The sequence below is a fragment of the Micromonospora sp. DT201 genome, from assembly GCF_049841575.1.
In the GTDB taxonomy this organism is placed as follows: domain Bacteria; phylum Actinomycetota; class Actinomycetes; order Mycobacteriales; family Micromonosporaceae; genus Micromonospora.
The window spans coordinates 180,003-194,189 of sequence record NZ_JBNCKP010000014.1 but is presented as its reverse complement, the minus strand read 5'-3'; the positions used below and the strand labels follow the sequence as shown (position 1 = coordinate 194,189).

General features: G+C 69.0%; 15 protein-coding genes. 8 read left to right on the top strand and 7 right to left on the bottom strand.

Going from position 1 to position 14,187, the window contains the following annotated elements; genetic code table 11:
• Positions 1-393 (top strand): integrase core domain-containing protein (locus ACLQ28_RS22425; protein ID WP_425688233.1); only part of this gene is annotated, 393 nt, incomplete at its 5' end.
• A gap of 122 nt (positions 394-515) precedes the next feature.
• Here the strand turns inward: ACLQ28_RS22425 and ACLQ28_RS22420 are convergent.
• Complete coding sequence (locus ACLQ28_RS22420) at positions 516-1,454, bottom strand: AraC family transcriptional regulator (protein ID WP_425688232.1); 939 nt, start codon at positions 1,452-1,454, stop codon at positions 516-518.
• 72 nt (positions 1,455-1,526) lie between these two features.
• On the opposite strand from ACLQ28_RS22420, the gene ACLQ28_RS22415 reads away from it, so the two are divergent.
• The gene (locus ACLQ28_RS22415; protein WP_425688231.1) at positions 1,527-2,366 is read left to right on the top strand and encodes an NAD(P)H-binding protein; all 840 of its coding nucleotides are present in this window, start codon (positions 1,527-1,529) and stop codon (positions 2,364-2,366) included.
• Between the two features lie 24 nt (positions 2,367-2,390).
• Here ACLQ28_RS22415 and ACLQ28_RS22410 read toward each other — a convergent pair whose 3' ends face one another.
• Together ACLQ28_RS22410 and ACLQ28_RS22405 are read right to left on the bottom strand one after the other, a co-directional pair.
• Positions 2,391-2,723 carry a DUF6204 family protein gene (locus ACLQ28_RS22410; protein ID WP_425688230.1) on the bottom strand — a complete coding sequence of 111 codons (333 nt, stop codon included), beginning with the start codon at positions 2,721-2,723 and terminating at the stop codon, positions 2,391-2,393.
• 67 nt (positions 2,724-2,790) lie between these two features.
• On the bottom strand, positions 2,791-3,234 hold the full coding sequence (locus tag ACLQ28_RS22405; protein WP_425688229.1) for a MerR family transcriptional regulator: 444 nt from the start codon (positions 3,232-3,234) through the stop codon (positions 2,791-2,793).
• A 56-nt stretch (positions 3,235-3,290) separates the two neighbouring features.
• Here ACLQ28_RS22405 and ACLQ28_RS22400 point away from each other — a divergent pair, with 56 nt between their 5' ends.
• Together ACLQ28_RS22400 and aroA are read left to right on the top strand one after the other, a co-directional pair.
• Positions 3,291-4,214 (top strand): oxidoreductase, encoded by a 924-nt coding sequence (locus ACLQ28_RS22400; protein WP_425688228.1) that lies wholly within the window; start codon positions 3,291-3,293, stop codon positions 4,212-4,214.
• 179 nt (positions 4,215-4,393) lie between these two features.
• Positions 4,394-5,704 carry a 3-phosphoshikimate 1-carboxyvinyltransferase gene (aroA, locus tag ACLQ28_RS22395; protein ID WP_425688227.1) on the top strand — a complete coding sequence of 437 codons (1,311 nt, stop codon included), beginning with the start codon at positions 4,394-4,396 and terminating at the stop codon, positions 5,702-5,704.
• 78 nt (positions 5,705-5,782) lie between these two features.
• Here the strand turns inward: aroA and ACLQ28_RS22390 are convergent, their stop codons facing one another.
• Positions 5,783-6,493: a hypothetical protein gene (locus ACLQ28_RS22390; protein WP_425688226.1), complete on the bottom strand. Its 711-nt coding sequence runs from the start codon at positions 6,491-6,493 to the stop codon at positions 5,783-5,785.
• Positions 6,494-6,611: 118 nt separating this feature from the next.
• Here ACLQ28_RS22390 and ACLQ28_RS22385 point away from each other — a divergent pair, with 118 nt between their 5' ends.
• Positions 6,612-7,676 carry a hypothetical protein gene (locus tag ACLQ28_RS22385; protein ID WP_425688225.1) on the top strand — a complete coding sequence of 355 codons (1,065 nt, stop codon included), beginning with the start codon at positions 6,612-6,614 and terminating at the stop codon, positions 7,674-7,676.
• Positions 7,677-7,978: 302 nt separating this feature from the next.
• Positions 7,979-9,190, top strand: coding sequence for a cellulose-binding domain-containing protein (locus ACLQ28_RS22380; RefSeq protein ID WP_425688224.1), 1,212 nt, complete (start codon positions 7,979-7,981; stop codon positions 9,188-9,190).
• Between the two features lie 124 nt (positions 9,191-9,314).
• Here the strand turns inward: ACLQ28_RS22380 and ACLQ28_RS22375 are convergent, their stop codons facing one another.
• Positions 9,315-10,514: a DUF418 domain-containing protein gene (locus ACLQ28_RS22375; protein WP_425688223.1), complete on the bottom strand. Its 1,200-nt coding sequence runs from the start codon at positions 10,512-10,514 to the stop codon at positions 9,315-9,317.
• A 110-nt stretch (positions 10,515-10,624) separates the two neighbouring features.
• Here ACLQ28_RS22375 and ACLQ28_RS22370 point away from each other — a divergent pair, with 110 nt between their 5' ends.
• On the top strand, positions 10,625-11,383 hold the full coding sequence (locus ACLQ28_RS22370) for a TetR/AcrR family transcriptional regulator (RefSeq protein ID WP_425688222.1): 759 nt from the start codon (positions 10,625-10,627) through the stop codon (positions 11,381-11,383).
• Positions 11,384-11,475: 92 nt separating this feature from the next.
• Here the strand turns inward: ACLQ28_RS22370 and ACLQ28_RS22365 are convergent, their stop codons facing one another.
• Positions 11,476-12,882: an FAD-binding oxidoreductase gene (locus ACLQ28_RS22365; RefSeq protein ID WP_425688221.1), complete on the bottom strand. Its 1,407-nt coding sequence runs from the start codon at positions 12,880-12,882 to the stop codon at positions 11,476-11,478.
• A 310-nt stretch (positions 12,883-13,192) separates the two neighbouring features.
• On the opposite strand from ACLQ28_RS22365, the gene ACLQ28_RS22360 reads away from it, so the two are divergent.
• Positions 13,193-13,480, top strand: a complete 288-nt coding sequence (locus ACLQ28_RS22360) for a hypothetical protein (protein ID WP_350917013.1) — start codon at positions 13,193-13,195, stop codon at positions 13,478-13,480.
• 236 nt (positions 13,481-13,716) lie between these two features.
• Here ACLQ28_RS22360 and ACLQ28_RS22355 read toward each other — a convergent pair whose 3' ends face one another.
• Positions 13,717-14,157: a hypothetical protein gene (locus ACLQ28_RS22355; protein ID WP_334523735.1), complete on the bottom strand. Its 441-nt coding sequence runs from the start codon at positions 14,155-14,157 to the stop codon at positions 13,717-13,719.
• Positions 14,158-14,187 lie beyond the last annotated feature (30 nt).

Below are 14,187 nucleotides of genomic sequence, written 5' to 3'. Positions count from 1 at the left end.
TCAGAAATGCTCGTCGACCTCGGTGTGCTCCGCTCGCATTCACGACCCCGGACCTCGAACGACAACCCGTACTCCGAAGCCCAGTTCAAAACCATGAAGTACGTGCCGGACTTCCCGGAAAGGTTCGGATCCCTCGCGGACGCGAGAGCTTTCTGCGACGGCTTCTTCACCGCCTACAATCACGAACACCGGCATTCCGGAATCGGCTGGCATACCCCAGCGTCGGTGCACTACGGCACCGCCAGCCAAATCCGCGAGCAACGCCAGGCCACCCTCGACGCAGCTCACGCCGCGCACCCAGACAGGTTCAACCACCGGCCCCGCGCACCCAAACTCCCCACCCAAGTGTGGATCAACCAGCCAGCCCAACAGGCACAGACCGTCTCAGTTTGACTTGACAACTACCGCACCGCCGGCCAGCGGCCGGTGCCTGCGCTCACAGCCCGGGCCAGAGTTAGGAGCCCAGGGTGAGGCGTGACCGGCCCGTGCACAGGTCAACCGTCGTCAGCACGCGGCTACTGATGGGCGGCCATTCGGTGCTGCCGAGGGCTCACCCCACGGCGGCGTTTGAAGGCGGTGCTCAGGGCGAAGGGGCTGCTGTAGCCGACCTTGTGGGCGACCGCGCTGACGGTGGCGTCCCGCTCGCGGAGCAGGTCGGCGGCGAGGGCCAGCCGCCACTCGGTGAGGTACGACATGGGCGGTTCACCGACCAGCGCGGTGAACCGGCGGGCCAGCGCGGCCCGGGAGACCCCGGTCTGGGCAGCCAGTGACGCCACGGTCCAGGGTTCGGCGGGGTTGTTGTGGAGTATTTGCAGGGCCCGACCGACCACCGAGTCGCTGTGCGCCTTGTACCAGGCAGGGGCCTTGGCGCCGGGGCGGGCGAACCATTCGCGCAGCGTGGCGATCAGCAGAAGGTCGAGTAGGCGGTCGAGCACAGCTTCCTGGCCGGGGTCGTCCTTCACGATCTCGGTGGCCAGTAGCGGCACCAGCGGGGAGTCCCAGGACTCGCGCGGGACGACCACCAGCGGCGGCAGCGCGCCCAGCAGCCGCTGACCAACCGCGCCCTGCATCGTGTACGTGCCGGTGAGCAGGATCGTCGGGCCGTCCAGCCCATTGCCCCAGGTGCGTACGCCCAGCTGGGTCATCTCGAACAGTTCCTGGCCGTCCGGCGTGGTGCAGCGCTGGCCCGGATGGATGATCACCTGCGGTGCCGTGGCCGGGTCGTCGGCGACGATGTACGGGCTGGTGCCTCGGATGATCGCTACATCCCCGGCGCCGAGCCGCACGGCCATGCCCTCATCCGGGACGATCCAGGCGTCGCCCCGGACGATGGTCACCAGGGTGAGCGGCGCCTCGTCCTTGATGGCCATCGACCAGGGCGGGGTCAGGATCGAGCGGAGCAGGAACGCGCCCTGCGCCCGGGGGCCGTCGAGCAGGCCGGAGACAGCATCCACGTAGACGATTGAACATGAAGGTGCGCGTCTTGGCCATGTGCAGTCTCACCGGCCCGCTCTTGAATGGAATCTATGACGAACGAGCAAGAGCGGAACACGATCCTCGTCCTGGGTGGCACGGGCAAGACCGGCCGTCGCGTCGTAGAACGGCTGCGGGGCAGGGGAGTGACGGTCCGGGTCGGCTCCCGGTCCGCCGAGCAGCCCTTCGACTGGACGGACCGGACGACCTGGGCACCGGTGCTCCGGGACGTCGGCGCCGTGTACGTGTCCTTCTACCCGGACCTCGCGGTGCCGGGCGCTCCCGAGACCGTCGGCGCATTCGCCGATCTCGCGGCGGACTCCGGGGTCGCCCGGCTGGTGCTGCTGTCCGGTCGGGGTGAGGAGGAGGCCCAGGCCGCCGAGAAGCTGATCCAGTCCGCCGGGGTCGAGTGGACGATCCTGCGGTCGAGTTGGTTCAGCCAGAACTTCAGCGAGGATTATCTGCGGGAGCCGGTGGTGGGCGGCGAAGTGTTTCTCCCGGTCGGGACCGTGCCCGAGCCGTTCGTGGACGCCGACGACATCGCCGAGGTGGCCGTGGCAGCGCTGACCGAGGATGGGCACGCGGGGCAGCTCTACGAGTTGACCGGACCGCGGCTGCTGACCTTCGCCGATGCGATCGGTGAGATCGCTGGTGCGGCGGGCCGGCGCATCGACTTCGTTCCGGTCTCTGTCGAGGAGTACACGGGGGCGTTGACCGTCGAGGGCGTGCCGGGGGAGGTCGTCGAGTTACTGACGTACCTCTTCACGACCGTGCTGGACGGCCGTAACGCCCGGGTGGCCGATGGGGTGCAGCGTGCCCTGGGTCGTGCGCCGCGGGACTTCGCCGACTTCGCCAAGGACACCGCAGCCACGGGCGTCTGGGACAGGGCGTAGGAAACCGAAGCCTGGCCGGGAGTGTCAGTGCCCCCGTCGGCGGATCTTGATGCTGTCGAGGTCGGTCGACACCGACTTGAGGTCGCGGTAGTCGGCACCCAATCCTGAGACGGCGGCTGCCGCGAGCGCTTCCGCCTTGCCAATCACGTTCGCTTCCTTGTCCTCTTCGGTGGCCGGGACCAGGCAGCGGAAGGTGAAGGCGAGCAGGGACCGCTCGTAGGTCACGGTGCCTTCCTCGGTGAACTTGGCCCGAAACACGTCGTGTTCGTCAGCCTTGGCGAGCAGCGCGGCCCGCTGCTCGTCATCGAGTGGCGCGAACTTGCCGCGCACGATGACCTGATATGTCTTGCGAGCCATTGCGCGACCCTATCGAGAGGTACACAGGACCGCATTGGCATTTTCCCACCCGGCGCGGCGGTGGGCGTCAGCCCGTCTGGTGCCGGTGTTCTCTTGGTGCGGGCTGGGGTTGCTGTTGCCAGGGATCTCCGGAGGCGCCGGCGGCGAGGTGTTGCTCGTAGCTGGCCACTTTGACGTCGATGAGCTCGAGGCAGTCGCGCAGTTGCGCGAGCTGCTCGCTGAGGTAGCGCCGGTGTTCGCGGAGCAGCTCGAGCCGTTCCGCCTCGTTGCCACTGCCCTCGCGGACGAGCTGGGCCAGACGGCTGATCGTCGTGAGCGGCATCCCGGAGGCCCGGAACTTCACGCAGTTAGCCAGCCACTCGACGTCCCAGGCGCTGTAGACGCGCCTGCCAGACCCGTCGCGCTGCACCTCGCTGGCTAGCAAACCCTCACGCTCGTAGAGCCGCAGGGTGTGCACGCTCAACCCGGTGCGCTGCGCCACCTGCCCGATGCTCAGACCCCCGTCCGCCACGGCGTCGACCTTAGCCCGTTGACCTAGACCTCGGTCTAGCACCTAGCGTCCGCGGCATGACCAGCGATACGACCCACACCATGTTCGGCACCCACAGCACGACCGGAGACGTCCTCGCCGGAATCGACCTCACCGGCAAGACCGCTGTCGTCACGGGCGGCTACTCCGGCCTCGGTCTCGCCACGACCCTCGCGCTCGCCCAAGCCGGGGCTCGGGTCATCGTCCCCGCTCGCAGGCCGGACGCAGCGCGGCAGGCACTCGCCGGCGCAGCCGGGGTCGAGGTCGACCAGCTCGATCTCGCCGACCTCGCCTCCGTCCGCGCGTTCGCCGAACGGTTCCTACGCAGCCATCCCGCCCTCGACATCCTGGTAGCGAGTGCCGGGATCATGGCCTGCCCGGAGACACGGGTAGGACCCGGCTGGGAAGCGCAGTTCGCGATCAACCACCTCGGCCACTACGCGCTGGCGAACCTGCTGTGGCCCGCGCTCACCGCCTCCGGCACGGCTCGTGTCGTTTCGGTCGCCTCCGGGCGCAACCCGGGGTGGCGTATCCGGTGGGACGACGTGCAGTCTGAGCGCGGCTATGACAAGTGGGAGGCCTACGCCCAGTCCAAGTTCGCGAATGTCTTGTTCGCCCGGCACCTCGACCTGCTCGGCAGAACGCATCGCGTCCGCGCTTTCTCCGTCAACCCCGGCTGGATCCTCACTCCCCTGCAACGGCACCTTGCGGTCGAGGAGATGGTCGCTGCCGGCTGGATCGACGCGGACGGGACTCCTGCGCCGGGCCTGTTCAAGACCGTCGAGCAAGGCGCGGCGACCCAAGTCTGGGCCGCCACGTCACCCCACCTCGATGCGAACGGCGGCGACTACTGCGTGGACTGCCGAATCACCGACGGCAGCCCCACAGACAGCAGTGAGGCGGCCCGCCTCTGGGCGCTCTCGGCCGACCTGACCGGCCTCGATCTCATCGACCGAGCCTGACCGATCCCGCTTCAGGTGGCCGCCGGCAGGAGACCGCGCCTCGTCGCCGTGTGCCTTTCGCGGACGCAGGGCCGTGCCGAACATGTCGGGGAGCGGATCGGCTCGTCGGCGCGAACGGCGTAGCCGACGCCATTGTGCGGGCGGTGGGCGCTGAGGCGCCGGATTAATCTGGTGGTGCGATGTCGGTCGAGCTAGGGGAGCCCCGCATGATCTCTGCGCCTCGCACGGTAGTTGCGCGTGTTCCCGGTTCGAAGTCGATCATGGCTAGGGCGTTGCTCATCGCGGCTTTGGCCGAGGGGACCACCCGCCTGGTGGCCCCGCTGGCGGCGGCCGACACGGTGGCTTTCGCGGAGGGCCTCGACAGCCTCGGGTTCCGGGTGACCCGCGAGCCCGACGTGTGGGCCGTGACCGGTGATCCGACCGGCCCGCCTGCCCCGGAGGCGACGGTGTGGTGTCACGACTCGGGCACTGCGGCAAGGTTCGTGCCGGCCCTGGCAGCGTTGGGGCTGGGGCGCTATGTGATCGATGCCAGCGCCCAGATGCGTGCTCGCCCCATGGGGCCCCTGTTGACGGCATTGCGGGGCCTTGGCGTACGGGTCGATGCCGCACCTGGGAACGGACTGCCGTGGGTCGTGCACGGCTCGCGCCTGGCCGGCGGAGCGATCGAGGTGGATGCCGCCGTTTCCAGCCAGTACCTCTCGGCACTGTGCCTGTCCGCGCCGGCGATGCGGGACGGCCTCAAGGTGCAGGCCCCCAATCCCGTTTCGGCACCGTACGTCCATCTCACGTTGACGATGATGCGGCAGTTCGGGGTCGAGTCCAGCTGGGACGGTTCCACGATCACTATTCCGCCGGGCATCTACCAGGCTCAGGAGTATCGGATCGAGCCAGATGCGTCGACGGCGTCGTACTTCTTCGCCGCTGCCGCCGTCACGGGCAACACCGTGACCGTGCCAGGTCTCGGCCGCCGGTCGAGCCAGGGCGACCTCCGGTTCGCAACGGAGGTTCTGCCGACGATGGGTTGCCGGGTTGACGTCGATGACGACAGCGTCACCGTGACCGGCCCGCCCCGGCTGCGTTCACCAGGCACGGTGGCCATGCGCGACATCAGCGACACCATGATGACGTTGGCGGCAATCGCGCCGTTCGCTGATGCGCCAACCCGAATCACCGATGTGGGAAACTGCCGGGTCAAGGAGTCGGACCGCATCGACGCGATAACCACCGCGCTCACTGCCTGCGGCGTATCCACCCGCTCGGGGCCGGACTGGCTCGAGATCGATCCGGGAACCCCGACGGGAGCGCTGGTGCAGACCCGCTCGGATCACCGTATCGCGATGAGCATGAGCGTGGCCGGCCTGCGGACGCCGGGGATCGAGTTCGACGAACCGTCCTGCGTCGGCAAGACGTTCCCGCAGTTCCACCAGGAGTTCGCTGCCCTGGCTCGCGCCTGGGACTTGCCATCCGGCGGGACGAGAAACAGTGTCTGAGCTCGGAGTGTTGGTTGACCTGTTCGTTGCAGCGGGATCGGCGGTGATGAGGGTGTGCAGGTCGGTGATGTGGAGGGGTCAGTTCTGGTTCACCGGCCAGACTGCCGCCGGATCGCAGTGGGCCGGGCACGCCAGCAGGTAGACCTCGTTGCCAAGAAACAGCCAGTAGGTGTCGGCGCGGATGCTGTAGGGCTGCTCTGGCTGGCCGGGGTGGACAGCGAACTCCATGCCCTCCGGCACCTGGCAGACGTACACCAGATCGGCGCCGCACGCGCACTTGTAGCCCTCGGGATCCTGCGCCCAGGACGGGGTGCCACCCACCTTGAAGCTCTGGGCTCCGAGCCCTCGCGAGTTGGGGGTGTCTATAAAGGGTCGCAGCGTCAGCGGCAGGGCGGACAAGGACGGTTCGGCCTCCGCCGCTGGCAGCGCCGCGTGGCGCTGGAGCAGCACGCGCCAGAACGGGCGCGGGTAGGGCGGCTGCGGAGCGTCCCAGTACCGGGGTACGAGCCGACCATTGGCGAACTCGGGGTCGGATGCGTCGTTGTGCGCACGGCAGTGGAAGACCAGTAGGTGGTCTCCGCCGAAAATCTCCACGTCCGGGGGTATGTCGAGTTGAAAGAACAGAACCAACCGCTCGCCGCAGAAACACTCGGGCCATTCCTGGGCGTCGTCGAGGAATGGCCAGCCGCCCACTGAGTTCCGCATCGGTCGGTCCAGCGGCTCGGTCCCAACCTCGACCGCGTGGGCAGGCAACGCCATCCGTACCTTCATCACATCACGTTCGACCACCCGCTCACCTTATGGGCTGTCGTATGGCTGCTGGTCGCGGGTGAGATGGTCTTGGAATCGCTGGCCCGCGCAGCTTCGGCAGGGGAACGACCCTGAGACCGAACGTTAAGATCACCGGATGCTGTTCAAGGCGGACCTCGGCAAGCTGATCGACAACCTCGTTGGCTCGGTGGACAGCCGCGACGACAAGCGGTTCTTCGCGGCCGTGCAAGGCATCGGGCGCGCCACGCCGAAGGCACGCCCTGACGAGGTCGACGCGGCCCTGGCCAGGTTGACTCCGGTGCTCGCCGAGATCCCGCTCGGGATGGGCGGCGAGTTGGCCCAGATTGCCGGCAGCATGGCGGACTACGGCACCGATGCGGCGGTGGTGGTGCCAACGCTCGCCCGACGGGTCACCAACGCGATGGAGCAGACGGCACGCTTCGCCGAGTTGCACGGTGCGGTGTTCGGGGACCTGCCCGACCCCGGTGACGCAGAACAGATCGGCCCGACGATCGAACGGTTCGTTGAGACGGCGCCCAACCGGGGGATGGCCAAGTCGGACGCCTTTAACCTGGTGGAGGCGTGGTTCTCCGGCGGCAGGTGGGTTCAGGCGGTGCTGTACCTCTCACAGCGCAAGGACGTTCGGGCCGTACTGCCCGAGCGACCGCGGCTCACCGCCGCCATCGGCGCGACGCGTGAGCACATCGGCACGGCGCATTGGTTGTACGGGCTGTTGCTTGTCCTGGACGACGAACCGCTGGTCGTGCTGCACCGCGCGACCCGACGCGGTTACCGGGTGACGATAAGCGGCGTCGGCGACAACTTTCAGCTGCACACGCTCCTCGCCGCCGCCCTGATCGGCGACGAGTCGCAGGGCCTGGTGCCCGGGCAACGGCCAAGCGCCGCGGAGATCGCGGCGGCGTCCGACGGCGAGGACCTGGCACCGGCAGGCGGCATCCGAGGCAACTTCAACCTGGTCGACGCCCACGGCGAATGGATCTGGAACGAGGGCCGCCCCGCGGATATCCCAGAGCTGGAAGGAGAGCGGGTCGTCGTCATCGATCCGCCGTCGTACCCGCGGAGCTGGAACTCCGGCCGACCGTACCCGTTGATGCGCCCGACGGTGACCGTGAATGGCATGCTGCCAGCCGACGAGGCTGCGCATTGGCTCGGCCTGGTCAAACCTTCGCAGCGGGGGTAGGCGCTCGCCTGGCTCCCGCCGAACAGCGCCGGTGGCGGTCGACGCGGGAGCCGAGGGCGTGCTCGACGCTTGATTAAATAGGAACACGTCAATAGATTGACGATGGGCACCGCCGGGGTCCGGGTGACCGGGCCGTCGGCAACTGACAGGTCCACCCCGAGCCGGGCACGTCGGTCGTACGCACCGACCAGTCGCTGTGGCGCACCGCCGCGCCGCACCCAGGGCGCGTTGTCGCGCTGTGTCCGTCCAGGACGCGCGCCGCCGCGCCGCCTCCGTCCAGCTCAATGGCAGAAGGACCTCTCATGACGATTTTCCGCGCCCGCCCCGCACCGACCCTGGCGGTCGTCGCCGCGTTGGCCGCCGCCGTGACCGCGACCGGAGCAGCCCTGCTCACCGGCCCGGCTGCGGCTGCCCAGGGCTGCCGGGTCGACTACACGCCCAACCAGTGGCCCGGTGGATTCACCGCCAACATCAAGGTCTCACCCGGCGACACCGCCGTCTCCAGCTGGACCGTCACCTGGACGTACGCCGGGAACGAGCGCGTCACGAACGGTTGGAACGCCACGGTCAGCCAGTCCGGATCGGCGGTGACCGCCCGCAGCATGTCGTACAACGGCAGCATCCCGGCTGGCGGCTCCACCGAGTTCGGCGTGCAGGGCACATTCGGCTCCAGCGGCGGCGCGCCGACCGGGTTCAGCCTGAACGGCGTACCGTGCAACGGCACGGGGCCGACCCCGACCGGCGCACCCACCACGATGGTGCCGACCACCGCGCCGCCGACCACCGCGCCGCCGACCACCGCGCCGCCCACCACTACGCCGCCGACCGGGTGTGCCGGAGCTGTGCTCTGCGACGGCTTCGAGAACCAGACCGGTTCGACGCCGTCCGGCGACTGGACCGTGGTGAATCCGGACTGTGCCGGGTCCGGCACGGCCACCATCGACACGACCACCACGCACAGCGGCAGCCGGGCGGTCCGGATCAACGGCACCGCCGGGTACTGCAACCACGTCTTCATCAGGTCCACGAAAAACCTCGGCAGCGTGGGCAGTGTCCGGTACGGCAGGATCTGGGTACGGCATACCACCGCCCAGCCCACCGAACACACCACGATGATGGCGATGGCTGACGCCGCCGACGGCAACAAGGATCTGCGGATCGGCGGCCAGAACGGCGCCCTGCAGTGGAACCGCGCCTCCGACGACGCGACCCTGCCTGAGCAGAGCCCGGCCGGGGTGGCGCAGAGCATGCCGCTACCCACCAATCGGTGGGCCTGCCTGGAGTTCATGGTGGACGGGTCGGCCGGTCAACTCCGTACCTGGCTGGACGGCACCGCCATCACCGGGCTGACGGCGGACGGCGTACCGACGCACGACATCGACGGCCAGTGGTACAACCGCACCTGGCGGCCGCAGCTCACCGACCTGAAACTGGGCTGGGAGAGTTACGGCGGCGGGGCCGACACCCTCTGGTACGACGACGTCGCGGTCGGGTCCAGCCGGATCGGCTGCTGACCCTTCGAGATCGTGGATGCGATCGCTCAGCGGTGAACCGCCGTGACCCGGTAGATGTGTCAAGGGTGTGGCCCGGTAGGCGGGTCACACCCTTGATCATCTTTGGCTGCCTCGGGGCGCAGTCCTAGGTCCGAGGCCCGTAGGTCAGCCGGCGTAGGACTTTCTCGGCCGGACCGGCCTGCCCGCGCTTGTCGAGCAGGCGGGCGATCAAGACGGTCACCAGCCAGACGGTGGCCGCGATGAGCACGCCAGACACCGTGGGGCTGCCGAAGCGCTGGCCCAGGGAGAGCGTGAAGGGTGCCAGGAGGAGGAGCCACGCCACCGACTGGAACAGGTATCCAGACAGGGAGCGCTGGCCCAGGGCGCTGAGCGCACCGACGACGGGGCCGGGCCGGGTCACCCGCAGGGCGATCAGGCCGAAGACCGCCACGTAGCCCGGGCCGGCGAACATGCCGCTGGCACCGTGGAGCATCAGGATCAGGCTGGCGGTCGGCTTGTCGACGTGCAGCCATCCGGCGCTGACCAGGGCGGCCGGCAGCCCTCCGGCGATGGCGACGCCAAGCCCCAGGGCAGCCGTCCAGGTGAGCAGGGTCCGGTGGCGGGCCAACTCCTCCAGGACGCGGCGGCGGGCCGCCCACATGCCGAGCCAGGCGATGACGATGAACGGCACGACGGTCAGCGTGTGCGGCGGCCATTCGCTGAGACGATCCACGATGGATGTCAGGTAGCCGGACGCGGCGAGGGAGTCGACGTGGCCCGCCGGCAGCGGGGCCGATCCGCCTGAACCGGCGATGCTGCTCGTCACGATGGCGCCGAGGACCACGACCTCGACCGCCATCAGCGCCCAGAGCACCAGGACGATCCGGTGGAGCTTTTCGCCGCGGCGCAGCAGCAGGACGGTCATCACGACCCCGACGATGCCGTAGGCGCCGAGAAAGTCGCCGTAGTACAGCAGCGCGGCATGCGCGAACCCGAAGGCGACGAGCCAGAGGTTGCGGCGCAACAGCACCGAGCGGACCTGCCGGGGCGTGGCGCCGGCGGCGTCCTGGCGTCGGGCGAGCTGCACCAGTCCGTAGCCGAACATCACGGCGAAGACCGGGTAGCCGCGTGCGTGGACGAGCTCGAAGAGCAGGAAGTTGAGGCCGCGGTCGATGCCTTCCGGTGTGGCGTCCAGGCCGGGCTCGCCGGCGAAGACGACGCCGGCGACGTTGGCCAGGGCGATGATCAGCAGCATCGCTCCCCGGGTCAGATCCGGCGCGAGGGCGCGTTCGGTGCGTAGGACCGGCCCTCTCGATGTCCGCCGTGGTGCGGTGTCAACGCTCATGGTCGTCCCCTCCCCGAGGCCAGCATTAGTATGTCTGAGAAAGTATCACAGGCAAACTAATGCTGTCTGTCATGATGGTGCCTGTTTCCCGGTAGGCGAACGAGGGGGCCATGACCAGCGAGGACTTCATTCCGGCTCGGCTGCGCAGGCTGTGGGGCAGGTCGGAGACCTCGCGCCTCGGGCGGCCAGCGGTCCTCGACGTCGACCGCGTCGTCACCGCGTCCGTGGAGATCGCCGACCACGACGGGCTCGGCGGGGTGACCCTTCCCAAAGTTGCCAAGAATCTCGGCGTCACCGGAATGTCGCTCTACCGGTACGTCGGATCCAAGGACGAACTGCTCGAACTGATGGCCGACGCCGCCCTGGGCGTGCCGCCGAACATCCCGACCGACGACTGGCGCTACGGGCTGCGCAGCTGGGCCTTCGAGCATCGCGCGGTGCTCCAACGTCGGCCGTGGCTGACGCGCGTGCCCACCTCCGGGCCGCCGTCGGGGCCGAACCAGATCGCCTGGATGGAGACCGGGCTGGTGGTCCTGTCCCGCACCCGCCTCGACTGGGCGCACAAGATCGGCATCCTGTCGCTGATCAGCGGCTACGTCACGCAGTCCGTGCGGCAGTACAGCGACCTCGCCGAGGGCAGGGCCGAAGGCCAGGGACAGGCCGACGCCGAGCGCGACTACGGCCGCGCGCTGGCGCGGCTCGTCGAGCCCGAGCGCTTCCCCGAGACTGCCCGGCTGTTCTCCTCGACGCTGTTCGAGGCACCGCCGTCCGACACTCCTGACGCGACGATCGCCGACGCGGACTTCACGCTCGGGCTGGACCTGATCCTCGACGGCGTCGCCGTCCGGATCGAACGCTCCGGCTCCTGAGCTGCGGCAAAGGGTGCTGAGGCAGTCGCGCGACTGACTCTCAGCACCCTTTCACCGTGCCTGCAGCCCGGCCGGGCCTCGGATCTACTCGATCAGGCCGGGGTGATGTTGTGGTTCACGCGGAAGATGTTGGTCGGGTCGTAGCTGCGTTTGATCGCAGCCAGCCGCTCGTACGTCTTCGGCGCGTAGGCCGCCGCGACTCCTTCCGCCGTGGCGTCGCTGGCGCCCAGGAAGTTCACGAAACGCCTGCCGGTGCTCCACGGCTGGATGGCCTGGACCAGTTGGGTCAGGTAACTCTGGAACGCCTCGGCCTGGTCTGGGCCACCGACCGCGACAGCGTAGAAGGTGAAGGCTGCGCCTTGCAGGTCGATCGCGTTCGTTGGCTCCGGGCGGCGGTCGAGAGCCCCGCCGAGCTGCCGGATCTCCAGCACGACCAGCGGGCTGCCCGTGCCAGGGCCGGCGTGGGCGATGATCGCGTCGACCAGTTCCGGGGTGAACTCCCGTAGCAACTCCGAGCGGTCCGTGAACGGGATCGGGGTCGGCGGGTCGGCGTGGATCGAGCCGACCGCGCTGTACGGCATTTCGGCCACCGAGTCGATCAGTGTCGGGGCGATCGCGCGCAGCGGGGCGATCAGCCGCTCGCCCTCCTCTGCCGTGCCGAGGTAGGCGATCCGTACGTGTGCCACCAGCCGGCCGCGTAGCGGCTCGGGCACCTCGGGCATCGGTGGCAGCTGCAGCAACGCGACCGACGAGGTCAACTCATCGGGTACGCCGGCGGTCCATTGCCCCCACGCCTTGAACACCTCGGCCGCCTGCTCCCCAGGGAAGAAGAGGCCGCCGCCGTAGATCTTGCTGACCGGGAACAGGGCGAACTCCATCGCGGTGACCACGCCGAAGTTGCCCTTGCCGCCGCGCAGAGCCCAGAACAGCTCCGGCTCGTTCGCCGCGGTCACCTTGCGCAGCTCGCCGTCCGCGGTGACGAGTTCGATCAGATGGACGTGATCGGCGGCGAAGCCGAAGGTGCGGCCGATCGGGCTCAAGCCACCGCCGAGCGTGTAGCTGACCGCGCCGACGGTCGGAGCCGCTCCGTTGAGTGGCGCCAGCCCGTGCTTGGCCGCCGCGTCGACGACCTGCTGCCACCGTACGCCGGCCTCGATCCGGGCGGTTCGCGCCTCGGCGTCGATGATGACCTCGTCCATCCGACGAGTGGTGATCAGGAGCGCTCCGGCCGAGGGGAGCGCGGAGTGACCGGTGGCGAGCACCGCGACCGGCAGGCCCTGCTCGGCGGCGAAGCGGACAGCGGCTTGGACGTCGGTGGCGTTGGCGGCGCCGACCACGAGGGCCGGCTGCTGCGGGATGGCGAGGTTGTACGACGCGCACTCCGCGTCGTACCGCTCGTCACCGGGGAGGAGCACTGGTCCGACCGTCTGGGCGGTGAGCCGCGCTGCGGCATCCTCCGAGATCGGAGTGCCGCCTTGGGGACTAGGGATGAGGTTCATGGAGCTTTGCCTTCCGCAGGGTCCGGAAATTCGACCGTATACGGGTGCAATCCCCCGCCGAATGGTTCGGAGATTCGGCTCATACGAGAGCTGCTTCACATCGCCGGCGGTTCGGTTCGACCAGATATTGAGGCAGTGGGGTGGCCTTCGGGTCACCCCGCTGCTGGCGACGAGTCCGTCTCCTACGAAATGTGCGGCAACCGAACGAACGTCGCCGCCTACCGGGCACGCGCCCGCAGAGCCCGCGACAGCGACGAATAGAGCTGTGTCGGGGCGCGAACGAGCGCAGTTCGGGATAGCCTTCGCGCATATGGCTACCTATCGCAGCGCCTCAGTCCTTCTCTCCTCCGACGGCACCAGGACCCCCGGCACCGCCGCGCTCTTCGCCGAACCCGCCCGCAAGGGTGGAATCCCGCCGTGGGCAGGCGACTTCCGACCCGCCAACAGCGCCGGCAATGGCCCCAAGAACGCGGTCGGAAAGACCTTTACGTTGGAGTTGCCCGACGGCAGCACCGGCAAGGTCGTGGTCCAGAGCCTCAAGAGCGGGAAGGGCGGCGTCGTGCTCGCGTTGATGGGCGAGGACGCACCCCCCTTCTGATCGGGAGACTTGCCGCCGCCGACGCACTGGCGGCGGCGCCTTCCGTTCTATCGCCCGGCTGGGACTCGAACCGATCATGGTCCCCGGGACGCACGAGGGCCTGTTGACCCACCCGGACGCCGTGGCCGACGCGATCATGGCCGCCTGAGCCAACCCCTCGATCGGGAAGCTGATCGCCGCCGACGCCACCGGCCGGAGACGCCATTTGTGGGCGGCCCGCCGACCAGAGCCACCGGTCAGCGGCGGCCGGTGGCCAGGGCGACGAGGTACTGGCCGCCGCCTGCGTCGACGCTTGCGGTCACCGGCAGTCCCGGCACCAGCCGGGAGAACCGGTCGACCAGCCAGTCCGCCGCCTCCTGGGCATCCTTCTTACTCGGGCAGCGGGCGACCAACTCGCGGCCACCCTTGCGTTCGAGTCGCTCGGCGACGGTGATCAGCGGCGCGGGCTCCACCACGTGCAGATGGTCCGGCCAGGCGATGACCACCTTGACCGCGCCCTTGCGAGTGTTGCAGGCGCGGTGCGCGAGTCGCTCGGCGACCTTGGCCTTCTTGTCGGCGGTGCGGCTGTCGACGCTGGGACCACGCGGGTCGTTCACCGACATGTCGGCGTCGACCGGCTCGTCGCACACCCAGCATCGCCAACTGTCACGCCTCGCGACGTCATCGAGAAGACTCATCCGAGCAAACTAGCCTGTCAGGCCCCGGCC